The sequence below is a fragment of the Glutamicibacter sp. BS14 genome (genome assembly GCF_056934375.1).
This window is the reverse complement of record NZ_CM167801.1, coordinates 534,954-551,400: the sequence shown is the minus strand read 5'-3', so window position 1 is coordinate 551,400 and position 16,447 is coordinate 534,954. Positions and strand designations below refer to the sequence as shown.

Annotated in this window: 14 protein-coding genes; 4 read left to right on the top strand and 10 right to left on the bottom strand. The window is 55.8% G+C overall.

Annotated features, from left to right (window positions below; genetic code table 11):
* Positions 1 to 2,713 precede the first annotated feature (2,713 nt).
* The 10 genes from AC1Z36_RS02660 to rpmH all read right to left on the bottom strand — a co-directional run bounded on the left by AC1Z36_RS02660 (position 2,714) and on the right by rpmH (position 10,885).
* On the bottom strand, positions 2,714 to 2,959 hold the full coding sequence (locus tag AC1Z36_RS02660; protein WP_402741393.1) for an ATP-binding protein: 246 nt from the start codon (positions 2,957 to 2,959) through the stop codon (positions 2,714 to 2,716).
* An 861-nt stretch (positions 2,960 to 3,820) separates the two neighbouring features.
* Positions 3,821 to 3,958 (bottom strand): hypothetical protein, encoded by a 138-nt coding sequence (locus AC1Z36_RS02655; RefSeq protein ID WP_402735400.1) that lies wholly within the window; start codon positions 3,956 to 3,958, stop codon positions 3,821 to 3,823.
* A 1,309-nt stretch (positions 3,959 to 5,267) separates the two neighbouring features.
* Positions 5,268 to 6,461, bottom strand: coding sequence for a ParB/RepB/Spo0J family partition protein (locus AC1Z36_RS02650; protein ID WP_483561627.1), 1,194 nt, complete (start codon positions 6,459 to 6,461; stop codon positions 5,268 to 5,270).
* Between the two features lie 198 nt (positions 6,462 to 6,659).
* Complete coding sequence (locus AC1Z36_RS02645) at positions 6,660 to 7,583, bottom strand: ParA family protein (RefSeq protein ID WP_402735399.1); 924 nt, start codon at positions 7,581 to 7,583, stop codon at positions 6,660 to 6,662.
* 177 nt (positions 7,584 to 7,760) lie between these two features.
* Positions 7,761 to 8,402 (bottom strand): 16S rRNA (guanine(527)-N(7))-methyltransferase RsmG, encoded by a 642-nt coding sequence (gene rsmG, locus AC1Z36_RS02640; RefSeq protein WP_105662203.1) that lies wholly within the window; start codon positions 8,400 to 8,402, stop codon positions 7,761 to 7,763.
* Positions 8,403 to 8,448: 46 nt separating this feature from the next.
* Positions 8,449 to 8,976 (bottom strand): Jag family protein, encoded by a 528-nt coding sequence (locus AC1Z36_RS02635; protein ID WP_133833763.1) that lies wholly within the window; start codon positions 8,974 to 8,976, stop codon positions 8,449 to 8,451.
* A gap of 2 nt (positions 8,977 to 8,978) precedes the next feature.
* Positions 8,979 to 9,953 carry a membrane protein insertase YidC gene (gene yidC, locus AC1Z36_RS02630; protein ID WP_483561626.1) on the bottom strand — a complete coding sequence of 325 codons (975 nt, stop codon included), beginning with the start codon at positions 9,951 to 9,953 and terminating at the stop codon, positions 8,979 to 8,981.
* Positions 9,953 to 10,330, bottom strand: coding sequence for a membrane protein insertion efficiency factor YidD (gene yidD / locus AC1Z36_RS02625; protein ID WP_105662201.1), 378 nt, complete (start codon positions 10,328 to 10,330; stop codon positions 9,953 to 9,955). Before yidD ends, yidC begins: the two co-directional genes overlap by 1 nt.
* A complete protein-coding gene (gene rnpA / locus AC1Z36_RS02620) occupies positions 10,330 to 10,683 on the bottom strand; it encodes a ribonuclease P protein component (protein ID WP_105658694.1) in 354 nt (117 codons plus the stop codon). The genes yidD and rnpA overlap by 1 nt, the downstream gene beginning before the upstream one ends.
* Before the next feature lie 64 nt (positions 10,684 to 10,747).
* Positions 10,748 to 10,885 (bottom strand): 50S ribosomal protein L34, encoded by a 138-nt coding sequence (rpmH, locus tag AC1Z36_RS02615; RefSeq protein WP_075972541.1) that lies wholly within the window; start codon positions 10,883 to 10,885, stop codon positions 10,748 to 10,750.
* A gap of 516 nt (positions 10,886 to 11,401) precedes the next feature.
* On the opposite strand from rpmH, the gene dnaA reads away from it, so the two are divergent.
* The 4 genes from dnaA to AC1Z36_RS02595 all read left to right on the top strand — a co-directional run bounded on the left by dnaA (position 11,402) and on the right by AC1Z36_RS02595 (position 16,203).
* Entirely contained in the window at positions 11,402 to 12,838 is a 1,437-nt protein-coding gene (dnaA, locus tag AC1Z36_RS02610; RefSeq protein ID WP_105658693.1) for a chromosomal replication initiator protein DnaA, read from the top strand.
* A 465-nt stretch (positions 12,839 to 13,303) separates the two neighbouring features.
* Positions 13,304 to 14,431, top strand: coding sequence for a DNA polymerase III subunit beta (gene dnaN, locus AC1Z36_RS02605; RefSeq protein ID WP_105658692.1), 1,128 nt, complete (start codon positions 13,304 to 13,306; stop codon positions 14,429 to 14,431).
* Positions 14,432 to 14,489: 58 nt separating this feature from the next.
* Entirely contained in the window at positions 14,490 to 15,653 is a 1,164-nt protein-coding gene (recF, locus tag AC1Z36_RS02600) for a DNA replication/repair protein RecF (protein WP_105658691.1), read from the top strand.
* Positions 15,646 to 16,203 carry a DciA family protein gene (locus AC1Z36_RS02595; protein WP_402735397.1) on the top strand — a complete coding sequence of 186 codons (558 nt, stop codon included), beginning with the start codon at positions 15,646 to 15,648 and terminating at the stop codon, positions 16,201 to 16,203. The genes recF and AC1Z36_RS02595 overlap by 8 nt, the downstream gene beginning before the upstream one ends.
* Positions 16,204 to 16,447: the final 244 nt, after the last annotated feature.

Here is a 16,447-nt window from a genome sequence, read left to right as displayed (position 1 = left end):
GCGAACGAGCCACATCATCGCTGGATAGCTGTTCATACCCATCGGGGCGAAGCTTGCCGGTAGAACCTGCATCAGGGACAAAGGCCTTAGACTCATGCTCGTTGCCCTACTGTCGACTCGCGAAGAGAAGGCCTGAATCTCCAATCTGCTAGTGATCGGAGGGGTTTATCTCTGATCAGGTCATTGCAATTCTGCACTAGGTCCTAGTGCAATCAACTAACTCTGAACAGCGCGCTACCTATCTTTCGGGAAGTCGGTTTCCCCGAGGGCCAGTACTAACCCCACATATAAGTTCTTTCATTCACACGCTTCCCTCCTTCAGGTTCTCTTGCCTTTCAATTAATGGAGGTCTTCGCCCAGTTCTCCAACCCTGAGAAATTTAGGTTGATCACTACTACGGGCTTCGGCACCTGGGGCTTCGCACTCCACGGCATCATGCCTACCTATTGCGCGGCTGGTGCATGGACAGCTGGTCCGAATTCCCGCGCTATTTACCTTGGGGCTTTTTTCTAGTGAATAGTTCCTTCGAACCGGGACAAAAGCAGGAGCGGGTTGAGCCGGGTTTGCGGAGACTCTAGTGAACCTATTTCACCGCTAATCCTCCTGCTCTCTTGGATTGAAGGTTGTGATCCTTCTGGATTTCCCTTCGCTCACCTTGCTCATGAGCGGGATCTGGAGCGCTGCCGGGCCGCTCATGCCCGACAGGGCTCCCGGAGACCCATACATCCGCCTAGGACGCGCTTCTGCAGCCTCATAAGTCACTCCTAAGGCTTTCTGGCCATCTGTTGCCTTGACCCCTCCCTAGGGCCTTGGCGTCATTTCCTCCTGTCAGCTGCTGGCGTTGAAGTGGTTGGACGATCGTATCCAGGCTTCACCTTCCGCGCGTATGGGACCAAGGGTCAAGTTATCCCTCGGCATCTCGCGACGCTCTTACTTTCCTGCACGCCGTGCGTGCTCGCCGGGTTTTTGGCGCTGGAACGAACTTCCTCATGTCCGCGCCGCAAGCCGCAGGCTGATCACTGTCCTCTCACGTAGGCACCGGCCAGACAGGTCCTCTCCGGCGCTCGTACAGGCCTACGCATGTATTCAGCAAGCTTCTTATGCCTCATCTCAGCAAAGGCTGTCAGCCTCCGGGTAGTGGGTATAGCATCATTAGCTATTCATCTCGGGGGGCGGGGTGCCCAGGTCGTGCGTGGCCGCTCCATTCTGTGCAACGTCAACCCTGTATGTGCTTTCAGGTCGTTCTGGTTGTTTCACGTGAAACACCAAGCGCATCGTTGAATTCAGGACAATCAAAGGGCGGTCAGGTTAATGTTTCACGTGAAACACGTTTCGCTTCGCAGACGTCAGCAGGTTCGAAGGGCGGTCTGGATCATGTTTCACGTGAAACGTTGCTTCAAGGCAGCTGCTCTCAGTGTTCATGTTGCGGTTCCGCCCCCACCAGTCGCAGTCGCCGATTCAAGAAATTCGAGAGACGGTGACACGATTTCATGACAGCTCGAACTCGGATTTCTAGAGATCTGGATGTCGGTTCGGCAAGGGTGCGCACCAATGTTAATCCCACACCTGCGTCAGGAATCTTAATGGAGTCGTTGCTTCTCATCAGCGTGCCCTGGCTCAGGGTGCGCGTAATGGCTTCGGGAAGGGCTAGTACCACTCCCCCATCGCACGGCATGGCGCATTCGACATAAGAAGTTCCGGTCATGCCCGCAACACCAACTGAAGATCGCCTTCTTATCGTCAAACGGAATCGGACCTGTACCGTCCAATTCTCCCTACGCCAGCTCGGCATTGGTCAGCAAACCGGACGGTACTTCGCCCGATATGGATGGTTAGGCGAAGACAGCCTCTCCTCAGGGTGAACCAAGCAATCAGTATTCGCCGAGGCATCAACCTCGTCACCATTGGCCTCACCCCAGCGGACAATCGGCGGATTGGACCTGGTTAGCACCGACTTCTGTTAATAACGATCAGCTGCATCAACGGCCGCAGTACCGAATGGAATGTAATCCACCTTGACGATGATCAACAGTTTGTATTGCATAAGACGCAGCAACTCATGAGTCGATTTCCCTCCGTGATGCGCCGCCACCAACCTTTACGCGCAGCCAGAGCTGTTCATCGAAGAGCATTGGATACCACTGCCGGCAGGCTTTGACACCCAGCGCAATACGCGAGTTAGTATTCACCGCCCATGGCGGTCCTCTACAGGTCACGAGCATAGCTGTCGGGATGATCGCCGTCCTGGCCCGGCAGGCTTCACGAGTCCATCCCTCATCATGTGCTGGATCAACATGCTACTTGCACGTCCGACAGATTGATGGCATTTTCATGGCTCTCGCCAACTGCTCAATCGTTTCTTCCGAAGTACGCATTACTGGTCATCATGAAAGTCGTGGATGTCCAGGCAAGGGATTCTACTGCCGGCCGATACCTAGCGTGACGCGACCACGCAGCCGTGGTCGTGGCCAAATAACGGTTGTGCGTCGAATCTTGCTCAACGCACAACGCAGTAATCTGCACATGTGCCGGATCGGTAATCATTTGGTGCTTGTGAATATTCGGTGGTTTGAGAGCCACCCAATATTGCGCCTCTGGGCCAGTCGTTATTGTGGTTCAGATCCACCCAATAGTCTCCCTTAGAACCACCTGCCGGATCATCAGTCCGGCAGGCAGTCATGAACGAGGATTCCATCGAATCAACGCCCCGTGGCTAATGCTCCGGCCGAGAGTACACCTCACACATGTTGCGCCCACCGGTCTCAACCCAAATCGTATCGTGCACGACATGATTCATGATCGCGTCGGCCAACGCACCAGCGTCCAGCCGGGCACGCCAATCCGATTGCTTGTACTGCGTACAGAAAATGGTGGATGCAGCGTCATACCGCCGCCCTATGAGCTCGAAGATGATTCTCAGCAACCCGCCGGCTGGAGGATCCAAAAGCCACTCATCCATCAGCAAGACGCAACCACCGGCGCGCGCGGACAGAATACTGGGTGGCTCAGAACCGCAATATTGGCGGCTCTCGAAAAGTCCAATATTCAGCTTGTCCAGCACCGCGGAGGATCAGCCACCACCGGCTGGCCGCAGACCCTCTATCCATGGTCACCGTGGAATCAACAATCCGGCCAATGTCTGAAGGATGCACCAATTAATTATTGCGGCCCAGACTCATGCTATAGGTCCTTCTCCATCGTGCCCGATGGCTGAGCCCGGTACTGATGGCATCGAAGGCGAGATGATCATTGTGCCTAGAGCCTACGGCGACCGGTCGATGCTCCGGACCTGGATCGGGCTGAACGGTGTACATTGGCTTTCGGTAGACACCCGTCGAGCTGTTTGCTGAGATTCTGAAGGAAAGAGGATTCAAGCAACTGGTTGCATTCGGTTTGCTCTTTGAACTCAGAATCTCTCGGTGGAGCCAGAATGCTCCTGCTAGCCAGCGGCTCGGCAAGCACTGAATTGGCTTCCGTGTCTTTCCTTTTGCTTCCGAATCGCGGATTCACGGTCCCAGATTCTGCTCTTGAGGACCGCGTCATCATCGTCGTTCTAGCTCCACATCCCAACGCTCAGATCAGGGCATTGCCAACTAGGAATCATCAGCGCTTTGAACACCCTCAAATGCGACAGCCTCATCATCAGCTCCGGCAGCATCAGAGCCTGGTCGGATCCGACAGATGTCCGTGGCTTGGGGAACCACAGGTCCACTTGCGCGGCTTGCCCTGATTCGTGGACCATCCGGTCCGCAGGGCCCACGTTCGTGTATTCCGGACATATCAGTGCGACCCGGTTCTTCAACGTGGAGATGGAATTCGTTCATTCGATTCGTTCGTCGATGGCCGTCGCCGGCATGCGCGGATACTCGCAGACCAGCCTGCGGGTTTCTGGTTCGAAAGCGTCAGCGATGGAACCACGCTTCGTCTGCAGGTCATTTGCAGACTCGGTGACTGCCAATGCTGAACATACGGTGTTACGTGCGATGCCAAGTCGCCGCGAGATCGCCGTTATTGGCACGCCTTCTGCTCAATGCAGTCGACGGATCTCTGCGTACTGTTCCACATTGATCCTTCCCTCAGAATGTCTGTTGAATGGATCAGGTGGGGTGAAAATTCAAAAGTCGTTCAATGGTTAGCATTCAGTTAGCGTTGGCACCCCTCCGAACTTGCCCCCGGTTGGTCCTGCCATAAGTCCATAGCGGCCTTTCTTGGCCCTTCACGGCCTTCGTGCGAGCCTTCCTCTCCCCTACCCGACTCCCGGCTCTCGTGGCGTCGCTATACGCCCACCTTGCTGCTCAGAGAGTCATCACGGTATGCCTGACTATCTGATCTTGCTGTTCCAGAACATGCTGTATGCAGTCCTTGCTCAACGCCGTTGCATATCTGCCCTAAGCAAGAACGATGAAACGTACCCTTGGAATCGCCCGATACGGCTTCTCGGTCCAAGGTTTTCGGAGTTGTGCTCAGTTGCGGACAGCATCCTGGCTCCCTTGCACATCAGTCCTCGAACAATCTAAGAAGCATGGCTGACACATGCCACTGCGCATTAGATGGAGTAGAGCCAGGCAGGGATAGACCGCGAAAACCATCAGTGTCTCTACTGATCGCACCTTGTGTTCTCCTTCGCACTGGAAGGTAGCCGGAATACTGTGCACCAAATGCGGCACCTATCGCCCCGGATGTCCTACCAAGCAGAATACTGGCTGCCCAAATCCGTATCCGCTGGGGTAGTTCCCGCAGCCAGGCGGGTCGAATCATGCGTTCTATCCTCTTCCCGTTCTCCGTAGAATTCATTAAGTGGAGGCATTTCGGTGACCTAAACTGAATGGCTCGCTGATCCTCAGGAGCAGGCATCGGAGAATGGTTACGAAGCGAGGTGAAGGGCTCGGCTCAGCGATGCGGTGCCAATCCCGAACCTGGTACGGTGTGTCCTGCTTTCTCTACATTTCTGGACAGCGTCGTGGCTACTTCGTGCTCATGCCATCGGCATGTACGTTCCCTCTTTGATAAGCCAACGGCGGATGCCAACAATCAGTTTTATGCTTGCTGTGGTTCATGATCCATTTGATGCGAAAGCTATGCGGGCACACCTAAGTATCCGTTTATGGACAGCAGCGGTTTCCTACCCACCAACGATTCATCTCCATGTGCCGCCCTCATACTTGGTTGGCAGTAACCTCGCATGGAGTATTTGTTTCACGTGAAACACAGGCTCTAGATACAAGAAAGGCGCATGTTTCACGTGAAACATGCGCCAGTTCATGAAATTACGAGTTCATAGTCGGATCAAGAACCTGCATGATGCGGTTCAGATCATCCACCGAAGCGAACTCGATGCTGACTTTGCCCTTGCGGCTGCCAAGCTGAATCTTGACGTTAGTGTCCAAGCGGTCCGCGAGCGAAGTTGCCAGGAAGTCCAGGCGTTCATTGCGCTGGGTCTCTCGCGCCTTCTTTGCTGGCTTTCGTGGCTTGTCGTCACTCAGTGCCACTGCTTCTTCGGTCGCGCGCACGGACAAGCCCTCATTGATGATTCGCTGAGCCAGCCGCTCGATGACTTCGTTGTTCGACAGTCCTAGCAACGCGCGCGCATGACCGGCAGAAAGAACGCCAGCCGCAACACGACGCTGAACGAGTGGAGGTAGTTTCATCAAGCGAATCGTATTGGAAATCTGCGAACGGGATCGTCCGATTCGTTCTGAAAGCACTTCCTGGGTGCAATTGAACTCTTCTAGAAGCTGCTGATAAGCAGCGGCCTCTTCCAGTGGATTCAGTTGTGAGCGATGCAGGTTCTCGAGCAAGGCGTCGCGCAACAGATCGGTGTCATGCGTGTCGCGGATAATGGCCGGGATAGTCGCTAGGCCAGCCGCCTGTGTCGCGCGCCAACGGCGTTCACCCATGACCAGCTCATACGGAGCGTCATCTTTCTCGCGGGAAGGGCGGACCACGATAGGTTGAAGCAATCCAATTTCGCGGATCGAATGGATGAGTTCATCCATGTGCTCCTGATCGAAGTTGGTACGCGGCTGCTTGCGATTTGGGTGAATCAGCTGGACGTCGAGTTCAGCGAACTGTGCGCCAGGAACTTCGACAAGATCGGGAGAGTCTGATTTTACAGGTTGCGGCTCGGTCTTCTTAGGTGCTGGTTTCTCAGCTGATGCGTCTTCCTGAGGTGCAGAGGTATTCTTTCCCCCAAGAGTTGTACTCAAGCCAGGCATAGTTGCGCGAGCGCGCTTTGCCGGCTTTGCGGGAGTGGTTGGCGCCTTAGGTGCCGAGGACTTGCGTCCCGGTTCGAAGAACATATCGACAGGACGTGTAGCGCGCGACTTCGACGCTTCCGCGGCCGGATCTACAGGAGCTGTTTCACGTGAAACATTCTGGTTTTCCTCAGGAGCCGCCGTCGCCGGTGAGCTGGAAATAAGGGCACCCAGTCCCCTGCCCAATCCCCGCTTCTTATCTGCCATGTTCTTCGCACGCCCTTTCATCCGAAATTTCAGCCCGAGACTAGTCTACTGTTTTTTGGCTTTGAACCGGGGATGCGCACAGTGCGTCAGCCGTGGCTCTCACCGTACGAATCTCGCATCCGCATCAGATAGATCTGGAAAAACAAACGAAAATCTAAGGGGATGATCTTTTCCAGCGTGAAACGTATTTATAAGGTCTTACGCGCCTCGTTCAGCCATCTCTACGGCTGCTTCGGAGTACGACAATGCACCAGTCGAATTTGGATCATAAGTAATGACGGTCTGCTGGTAGCTCGGCGCTTCAGAGATTCGTACCGAACGAGGGATGACGGCCTTGAGCACCTGCTCTGGGAAGTGCTCACGGACTTCGTTGGCGACCTGCGCGGCCAAATTCGTGCGACCGTCGTACATGGTCAGCAGTATCGTCGAAACCGTCAGCTTGGAGTTCAAATGCTTCTGGATCATTTCAATGTTCTTCAGTAGCTGGCTCAGGCCCTCGAGCGCATAGTACTCGCACTGGATTGGGATGAGAACTTCACGAGCGGCAACGAAGGCGTTAACGGTCAGCAGGCCTAGGCTTGGCGGGCAGTCGATGAAGACGTAGTCCAAGCGAGGCAGCCCCTTGCGCTGGCGGGTACGCGCGTAGTCATCCAGGGCGCGCTGCAGGCGCTGTTCGCGGGCTACTAATGAAACCAACTCGATTTCAGCGCCTGCCAGGTGAATGGTTGCAGGAGCGACCTGCAGGGTTGGCAACTCTGGGCATGTAGCTACTACGTCAGCCAATGGAAGATCATTGATTAACACGTCATAAATGCTGTCTACTTCAGCGTGGTGTTCAATGCCCAGCGCGGTAGAAGCGTTGCCCTGCGGGTCGATATCAATGACCAGGACGTTTAGCCCGCCCTTGGCTAGGGCGGCGGCAAGGTTGACCGTGGTCGTCGTCTTGCCTACGCCACCCTTCTGGTTGGAAATGGTGAAATAGCGGGTCTTCTCAGGCATTGGCACCTTGCGGGCCTCCAAAGCTTCGCGACGACGATGTTCACTAGCTATCTGAGTAGCCAAAGGCGAGGACGAGTCGTTGAAATCAAACGCGCTATCCGATGAATCCTTAGTCTTAGACAAAGGTAAAACTCCTCCTCGTGAATTGATGCACCTAATGCTCATGGCGTGCACCGATAATGTTTCACGTGAAACATTCAAAACAAGTCATGCAGATTGCGAAATGGCTTCATCCTCGAAAACTATGAGGATGAAAGCCATTTCGCTTCTATAACTATTTAACAGACTATCGCGTCAACCTTAGCCAACCTTGATGCGAACCACCGTGGTTGGCTCTGCAAGGATGCTTTCGCCCACAGTGAGCACTTCGGTTTCCCTGCCGCCAAGCTTGCGGATCGCCTTGGTAGCCTTAGCGATCTCTTCGACAGCGGAGCGGCCCTTGATGGCGATGAGCTCGCCCTGTCCGTGTAGCAATGGAATAGTCAGTCCAGCCAAGTTGGTCAGAGCAGATACGGCACGGGCCGTGACATAGCGTGCGTTGACGACGTCGACCATCTGCTCTGCACGGCCACGCATCACGGTGACGTTGTCCAGACCCAGATCATCGATAACCTCGGAGAGCCAGATGCAACGGCGCTCCAGAGGCTCAATAAGCGTCAATTTGAGGTCCGCGCGGGCAATTGCCAAGCAGAGCCCTGGAAGGCCAGCACCGGAGCCTACGTCGGCTACCTCGGCGTCCTTCTCCATGACCTCTTCGATCACGGCGCAGTTGAGCACGTGACGGGACCACAGACGGGGTACTTCCCGTGGGCCAAGAAGCCCGCGCTCAATGCCCGAGGTTGCCAGATGCTCCACATAGCGCTTGGCAAGATCCAGGCGGTCACCGAAGATCTTCTCGGCAGCCAGGGTCTCTTCTGCAGTAAGGCTGAGGTCCTCAGTCATGGTCGTTGGTCCTTAGGTCGATCAGCACGCTCTCGCGTGATGGTTCTTAGCTGTCCAGTACCGAAATAACGATATGGCGTCGGGTCGATTCACCCTCGGATTCCGAGTGCAGTCCTGCATCGGCGATCACGTCGTGCACGAGCTTGCGCTCGTAGGCGCTCATTGGATCCAAGTGGGTCTTCTCGCCGGTTTCGCGTACCGACGCAATAGCATCTTCAGCGATCTTGCGGAGCAGTTCTGCGCGCTCTGCGCGGTAGCCGGCAATATCCAGGATCAAGCGCGAACGCTCACCGGTAGCAGTGAGCACTGCCAGCCGGGTGAGTTCCTGGAGGGCATCGAGGACTTCTCCATCCTTGCCTACGAGGCTCTCCAACGAGGCGTCTGCGTCCTCAGCAAGGATCGAGATGTAGGTGCGGCCACCGCGGATCTCGATGTCGATATCGCCGTCCAGATCTGCAATGTCCAGAAGCTCTTCGAGGTAGTCGGCGGCGACGTCGCCCTCGTCCAGAACTTCCTGGTCGTCTTCGATCTGGTTTTCCAGTTCTGGTGCGTCGATGTTCTCAGTTGCAGTCATGGCTACTTCTTCTTTCGACGGTTCTTGCGCTGCGGCTGTTCACGCTGGCCCTTGGCCTGCTGCTCTGCCGCGGCGGTGGCAGCGGCATCAGCGTCTTCCTTCTTCACGCCTACTGGAGGCAGGCCCTTGGCGGCGCGGCGAGCGTTAAGTTCGCGCTCTGCTTCCGAACCAGGGGTCGGGTTGTTGCGGATAACCCAGAACTGCTGGCCCAGGGTCCACAGGTTCGAAGCGGTCCAGTAAATCAGCACACCGATTGGGAAGTTGATACCACCGATACCGAAGACCAGGGGCAGGATGTACAGCATCATCTTCTGCTGCTGCATGAACGGGCCCTCGAGGGCCTCCTTGCTCATGTTCTTGGTCATCAGCTGTCGCTGGGTGAAGAACTGCGATGCGGTCATTGCAAGGATCATGACCACCGCAACGATGATCACTGCCCAGTTGATGGCACCGGAATTGATGGTGCCCAAGAAGGTCTCGGACAGCGGAGCGCCCAGGATCGAGGAATTGTCGAAGCTGCGGATGTGCTCAGCGGACAGAGCGCCGATCGAACGTCCATCATCGCTGGCGCGGGAGGCTTCGTTCAGAACGCGGAACAGCGCGAAGAAGAACGGCATCTGCACGAGCAGGGGCAAGCAGGAAGACAGCGGGTTGGTCTTATGCTTCTTGAACAGCGCCTGCTGCTCCTGAACCATAGCCTGGCGCGACATCTGGTCGGTCTTGCCCTTGTACTTGGCCTGCAGCTTGCGCAGATCAGGCTGCAGTGCCTGCATCGCGCGCTGGGACTTGATCTGCTTGACGAACACTGGGATCAGCAAAGTACGGATCAGCAGCACGAGGAAGATGATCGACAAGGTCCAGGTAACACCCGAATCCCCGTTCATTCCAATCGCGGTGAACAGTTCGTGGAATGCCCACAGAACCCACGAGACTACGTACGTAAACGGAGTCAGTATCGTGTCTAGGAAGTTGTTCATCAGTGGTCGAGCTCCTTGCGGCCGCTTTCCGCGGCGTCTTCATCGTCGGGAATCACAGGATGATTCAGAACTATGATCCTCGGCAGTTTGCCTTCTGGCCAAATCCTCGGTCCCTCAGGAACGTGGTCGACGCCTCCGTGGGACCACGGATTGCATCGGAGAATCCGCCAAGTGGTCAATCCGGCGCCTTTGACAACGCCGTGCTGAGTCACTGCTTCGAGCCCATAGGCAGAACAGCTAGGAAAGTATCGGCATACATCGCCATATAGTGGCGAGATGAGTTTTCGGTAAGTCTTGAGCAGCCCGATAACGATGTTGCGTGGGATATCGATGATGAACCACAGCAAACCGGTACGCGGAGCTAAGTCCTTACGCATCAGCGCGCCTCAATCTTGCGCAAAACAGCGGAGAAGGCTGAATTGACCTGGGAGTTGAGTTCTTCCCAAGAGAGTTCGGCGGCGCCAGGAAGTGCACGGAAGACGAAATCGACGTCGCCGTCCACGCGCCGCAGCTCGTGGGCGATTTCCCGCATTCGTCGTTTGGTGAGATTCCTTTTAACGGCAATACCTACAGCCTTGGAAACAATGAATCCAAACCTGTCACCAAGGAACTCTTCGGTTTCTCGGTGCCGTGCATATAGCACGACGTTCCGGCGTCCGCTTCGGACGCCGGAACGTACAGTGGCTGTAAGGTCTTGCGCTAGGCGCAGTCGCTGATTCTTAGGCAACATCGGCTTCGGGTTGCTCTTTAGCTGAGCTCGTTGAAGTCATGCTGCCAAGAGCTGTTTCGCAAATTTATGCGGACAGCTCGGTGCGACCCTTGCCGCGACGTGCCGAAAGGATGGCACGACCTGCACGGGTACGCATACGAAGGCGGAAGCCATGCTTCTTCGAACGACGACGGTTGTTAGGCTGAAAAGTCCGCTTGCTCACGGTGACACTCCAAAACGTTTTAGATGATGCGTACTACCCGTTACTAGCTAGCTGGATAACAACAGGATGACGCTCGTGCTTTTTATAAAATGCGCTTTTTTCGCGGGCTCTTCCAAAAATGAGCAAGTCGCAAAAAGATGCGCATAGGACTGAATAACAATAGAAAACTATGCGCGCAAGGTCAAATTGGCGCACGAGTTCTGCCCATGCTCCCCGCTTCGAGAGTCGGCCTGTGAATAATCTACCCCAAACTTGTGGATTAAGGCTGTGCATAACGAAAGAAAATTCACAGTTTTCCGCAAAGCAGCTAGTCATCTCGCAGCGAAAAACGCTTGATTTCAAGGGAAAACCCGTTTTCCACAGTAATAACACCCGGTTTTTCCACGGAGCTGTGCATAACTGTGTGGATGATGGATAGAATCAATGCAGACGTGGTCCAGAAAACGACGTTTTAGAAGCCTGGAAACAGGATTCTTGTGACCAAGATTGCATTTAAACGGAAGCGGGGCGCCCTTAGTGAGCAGCGACGAAACCAATAGCATTGGTAGCTCTTGGCGCCAAGTCATCCGGAAGATCGAGGATGATGATCGCGTCAAGGCGCGTTACCGTGCCTTCGTATCGCTGGCTAAACCTCAGGGACTAATCGGTACGACGCTCTTAGTTGCGGTACCCAATGACCTCACCCGCGATATTCTGCAGACTCAGCTGCGCGAGCCGCTGGATGAAGCACTGCGAGAAGTCTTCCAGGACGAGATCCGTTGCGCCGTCAGCGTTGATCTCTCGCTCTCGGATGAGCTCGAAGAAGATGAGCCTGAAGCCAAAGCCGCCGCGCCGTCAGCTCCAGCAGTCGTTGAGACTCCTGGTCCGCGCCCCCAGCCAGCACCGCAGCCAACTCCCCCATCGAATTCGCAGGAGTTCGGCCGGCTGAACCCGAAGTACATTTTCGACACCTTCGTGATCGGCTCATCGAACCGCTTTGCCCACGCCGCAGCCGTTGCTGTTGCCGAAGCGCCGGCCAAGGCCTACAACCCGCTGTTCATCTATGGTGATTCAGGTCTGGGCAAGACTCACTTGCTGCATGCCATTGGCCACTACGCACGCCATCTCTACAAGGGCATCCGCGTGCGCTACGTGAACTCCGAAGAGTTCACCAATGATTTCATCAACTCGATCCGCGACGACGAGGGCGCAAGTTTCAAGCAGACTTACCGCAACGTCGACATTCTGCTCATTGACGACATTCAGTTCTTGGCCAACAAGGACGCTACCCAGGAAGAGTTCTTCCATACCTTCAATGCGCTGCACAACCACAACAAGCAGGTTGTCATCACCTCTGATCTGCCTCCCAAGCAGCTGCAGGGATTCGAAGACCGGATGCGTTCGCGCTTCGAGTGGGGCCTGCTGACCGATATTCAGCCACCAGAGCTGGAGACGCGTATTGCGATTTTGCGTAAGAAGGCCGACGCCGAAAATCTTTCAGCTCCAAGTGATGTCATGGAGTACATTGCTTCGCGTATTTCCACGAATATCCGGGAACTCGAAGGTGCTTTGATCCGTGTCACCGCTTTCGCGTCGCTGAATAACCAGCCCGTGGACCTTGCATTGGCCGAAACCGTGCTCAAGGACTTGATCAGCGAAGACGGGGCCCAGGAAATCACGCCGTCGACCATCATCAAGCAGACCGCAGAGTACTTCGGACTGAGTATTGATGAGCTGAACAGCAAGTCGCGAACTCGTACTTTGGTCACCGCGCGCCAGATCGCCATGTACTTGCTGCGTGAGCTTACCGACATGTCGCTGCCGAAGATTGGTGCAGAACTTGGCGGCCGCGACCACACCACCGTGATTCACGCGGATCGTAAGATCCGTGAGCTCATGGCCGAGCGTCGAGCGATCTTTAATCAGGTCACCGAGCTAACCAACCGGATTAAGCAGAGCCAGCGGGAGCACTAGCGGCGAGAAATCACAGGTGTGGATAAGACTGTGGATGATTTGGTGACGACCTGCGGATAAGTGCGCAAACCATGTGGACGTTAAAAATCATGGAACTGAGTATCAACAGGATGATGGAACTGAGTCTCATGTTCAACCACAGATTGTTCACATGCACAATCGTGGGCGGGTCTGGGGTTACAGGCCTTATCCACAGTATCCACAAGGGTTATTAACACTTCTCCTTTAAACCCTTAATCATCCAAATAACGAGTCCACTCCACACCCTCGAGCCAAATCCTGTGCAGAACAATTTTTTGTTGCATCGTCCACACTTCGTTCATTGAGCAGACGTTGCGCTATCAGGGCGTGGCAAGATTAGATGGATAAAACGTGCAATTACCTGCTCTATGCTTAAGAACTTGGCGAGGGAACAACCTTCTTGGCCTGACTTAAGACTTATGGGTTCCGAAAGGCGGATTTTTCGTGAAGTTCAGCGTTGAAAAGGATGTATTGGCAGACGCCGTATCCTGGACTGCCCGGTCCCTGGCACAGCGACCACCATCACCTGTTTTGGCTGGCATTCTCATCACCACCCATGAAGGCCTGGTTCGGCTCGAGGGATTCGACTATGAGATTTCCTCGCATATTGAGATTCCCGCGGACATTTCTGAGCAGGGTTCGATCTTGGTTTCCGGCAAGCTCTTGGCTGAGATCACCCGATCGCTGCCTAACTCGACGGTCACCTTGGAGACCGAAGGCTCGAAGATCTCGCTGACCTGTGGCCGTTCACGATTCCACCTGGCCACCATGCCAGTTGATGAATACCCAACCCTGCCTGAACTTCCAGCTATCGCCGGCACTATCGATGGCCAAGCATTCTCCGAAGCTGTATCGCAGGTTATCGTTGCGGCGTCCAAGGACGACACCTTGCCAGTTCTCACCGGCATCAAGGTTGAAATTGAAAATGACCTGATCACATTCTTGGCCACGGACCGCTACCGTCTGGCTCTGCGTGAACTCAATTGGACTCCGAACCAGGCAGAAATCTCGACCTCCTTCCTGATCAAAGCCAAGACCCTCAACGAAGTTGCCAAGACTCTCTCGAGCTCTGGCGAGCTGAAGCTTGCAATGAGCGAGAACGGAGAAATGGTTGGCTTCGAAAGCTCCAACCGCCGGACCACTTCGCTGCTGATCAATGGCGAATACCCGAAGATCCGCTCGCTGTTCCCAAGCGACACCCCAATCCATGCCACCGTTCGCACCAGCGAGCTGATGGAAGCTGTTCGTCGTGTATCGGTGGTTGCCGAACGCAATACCCCAGTTCGCATGGCTTTTACCGATGGCCAGCTGACCTTGGATGCTGGCACCGGCGAAGACGCGCAGGCTGAAGAAGCTATTGTTGCGTCTCTTCGCGGCGAAGACATCGTCGTTGCCTTCAACCCGACCTTCTTGTCCGAAGGCCTGAACTCCTTCAATACCGATTTCGTGCGCTTCTCCTTCACCAGTGCGCCCAAGCCGGCCATGCTGACCGGCCAGAAGAAGCTGGATGAGGATGACCAGGACCAGTATCGCTACCTCGTGATGCCGGTTCGGTTGCCCAACTCGAACTAAGCCAATTTCGTGGTGGATGGCTAAAGCCATCCACCACCTTCTTTCTGTCAGGACCTCGGTGTATATCTCGCAGCTTTCACTCACGGGCTTCCGCTCGTATGCGCAGGCCGACGTGCACCTGGCCCCTGGGATCAACGTTCTGATCGGCCCCAACGGCGTCGGCAAAACCAATATCGTTGAGTCCGTTGGCTATTTGGCCAATCTCTCTTCGCATCGCGTGAGCAATGACGCCCCTTTGCTGCATTTCGGTTCTGAGCGCGCGCTGATCCGCGGCACCGTGCATCGCGGCCCGCAAACCACAGTGATCGAGGTCGAAATCACCAGTGGCAAGATCAATCGTGCCCGCATCAACCGGGCCAACCCGGTTCGCGCTCGGGAGATCCTGGGCATGGTGCGCACCGTGCTCTTCGCCCCGGAGGACATGGCGCTGATCAAGGGCGACCCGTCCAACCGCCGCAAGTTCTTGGACGAGCTCCTGGTAGCCCTGCGCCCGGTAGAAGCCGGCACCAAGAACGACTACGACCGCATCGTGAAGCAACGCAATGCCCTGCTCAAATCCATCCGCGGCAAGTCCAAGCTGAGCACCTCGCAGGAAAACACCCTCAAGGCCTGGGATCTGCAGTTGGCCTTGACGGGCGCTCGATTGATCCGCGGACGCCTTGACGTCCTGGCCTTGATTCGCCCGTACATGCAGGCCGCCTACGCGGATTTGGCCGATGGCGCGAAGGAAGCGCGCGCCGTCTACCGGTCCTCGCTCGAGGGCGAACTCGATGAAAACAGCCTTCCGGCAGAGGACCTTGAATCCTTGGACCAAGAAGAAATCCAGGAACTGCTGCTGAACGCCATTGAAGTTAATCGCAGTCGGGAAGTCGACCGCGGAATTTCGCTCTTTGGACCGCACCGGGACGATCTGACCCTGATCCTGGGACCGACCCCTGCCAAGGGCTATGCCTCGCACGGGGAAACCTGGTCCTTTGCCCTGGCCCTGCGCCTTGCCGCCTACCGTGTTTTCGGCGATGACGATCCGCGCCCAGGTTCCGGACCCATCCTGATCCTTGATGATGTCTTTGCCGAACTGGACACCACCCGTCGTGATCGTTTGGCGCATATCGTTGCCGGAGCCGAGCAGGTTCTGGTGACCGCCGCCGTTGTCGAAGATGTTCCAGAAGCACTGAAGGGACATTTCTTCCAGGTCTCCCCTGGCCAGGTTGTCGATGCATGAGCCATCAGAACGGGATGAACACCGCTTCGATCCAGAGATCGATGCGGCCAAAGCACTGCTCAACCGCATGCGGAAGCTCGCCGAAGAACGTGGCGAGAAGCGCATAGATGCGGCGCGCATGGACAAAGTGCGCAAGCGAAAAGCCTCCCGCCGCGGATTCGCCGCTGAAAAGCCGGAATCCGCCGAGGGGGCGATCCGCGATCCGCGCGCCATCGGCGAAGTAGTCTCCCGCTTGTCCAAGTCCCGCGGCTGGAACACCCAGGTCGCGGTCGGATCGGTACTCGGCCGCTGGCCCGACATCATTGGCGTGGAGAACGCGAAGCACTGCAAGCCGGAATCCTTTGAAGACACGGTGGTGGTGATGCGCTGCGATACAACAGCGAGAGCTGCGCAAATGCGCCTGCTCAGCCACGATATTCTGAAGAAATTCGATGCCGAGTTGGGTCCCGGGATCGTCACCGTGATCAAGGTGCTCGGGCCTAATGCTCCCTCCTGGCGCCATGGCATGCGTTCGGTGGCCGGCCGGGGTCCACGCGACACATACGGGTAGAAATTGCTGGCACGGCATATGGCGCACTCACGGACCCGGAGGGTGGATCCCCCCACACTTGATCGCCCCAACTGCCTCAGAACGTCAATTAGCAGCTTTTGGTGGGCGATTTAGGCCTCAAAGTCACCGTTTATTTTGGTCTACGCGGTAGAATTAGAGGTAGTGAAATGACTCCGCTGCGGGCTTGCCCGGCGGCGGTGTCCCTCCAGACCATGATTGCCTGACGCGCTGAATCCATCGCAGC

Coding starts and splice junctions, on each gene's coding strand:
- AC1Z36_RS02660 (WP_402741393.1), bottom strand. CDS start 2,959: ATGGATGAGTGGCTTTTGGATCCTCCAGCCGGCGGGTTGCTGAGAATC.
- AC1Z36_RS02650 (WP_483561627.1), bottom strand. CDS start 6,461: ATGGCAGATAAGAAGCGGGGATTGGGCAGGGGACTGGGTGCCCTTATT.
- rsmG (WP_105662203.1), bottom strand. CDS start 8,402: ATGACTGAGGACCTCAGCCTTACTGCAGAAGAGACCCTGGCTGCCGAG.
- AC1Z36_RS02635 (WP_133833763.1), bottom strand. CDS start 8,976: ATGACTGCAACTGAGAACATCGACGCACCAGAACTGGAAAACCAGATC.
- yidC (WP_483561626.1), bottom strand. CDS start 9,953: ATGAACAACTTCCTAGACACGATACTGACTCCGTTTACGTACGTAGTC.
- yidD (WP_105662201.1), bottom strand. CDS start 10,330: ATGCGTAAGGACTTAGCTCCGCGTACCGGTTTGCTGTGGTTCATCATC.
- rnpA (WP_105658694.1), bottom strand. CDS start 10,683: ATGTTGCCTAAGAATCAGCGACTGCGCCTAGCGCAAGACCTTACAGCC.
- AC1Z36_RS02595 (WP_402735397.1), top strand. CDS start 15,646: ATGCATGAGCCATCAGAACGGGATGAACACCGCTTCGATCCAGAGATC.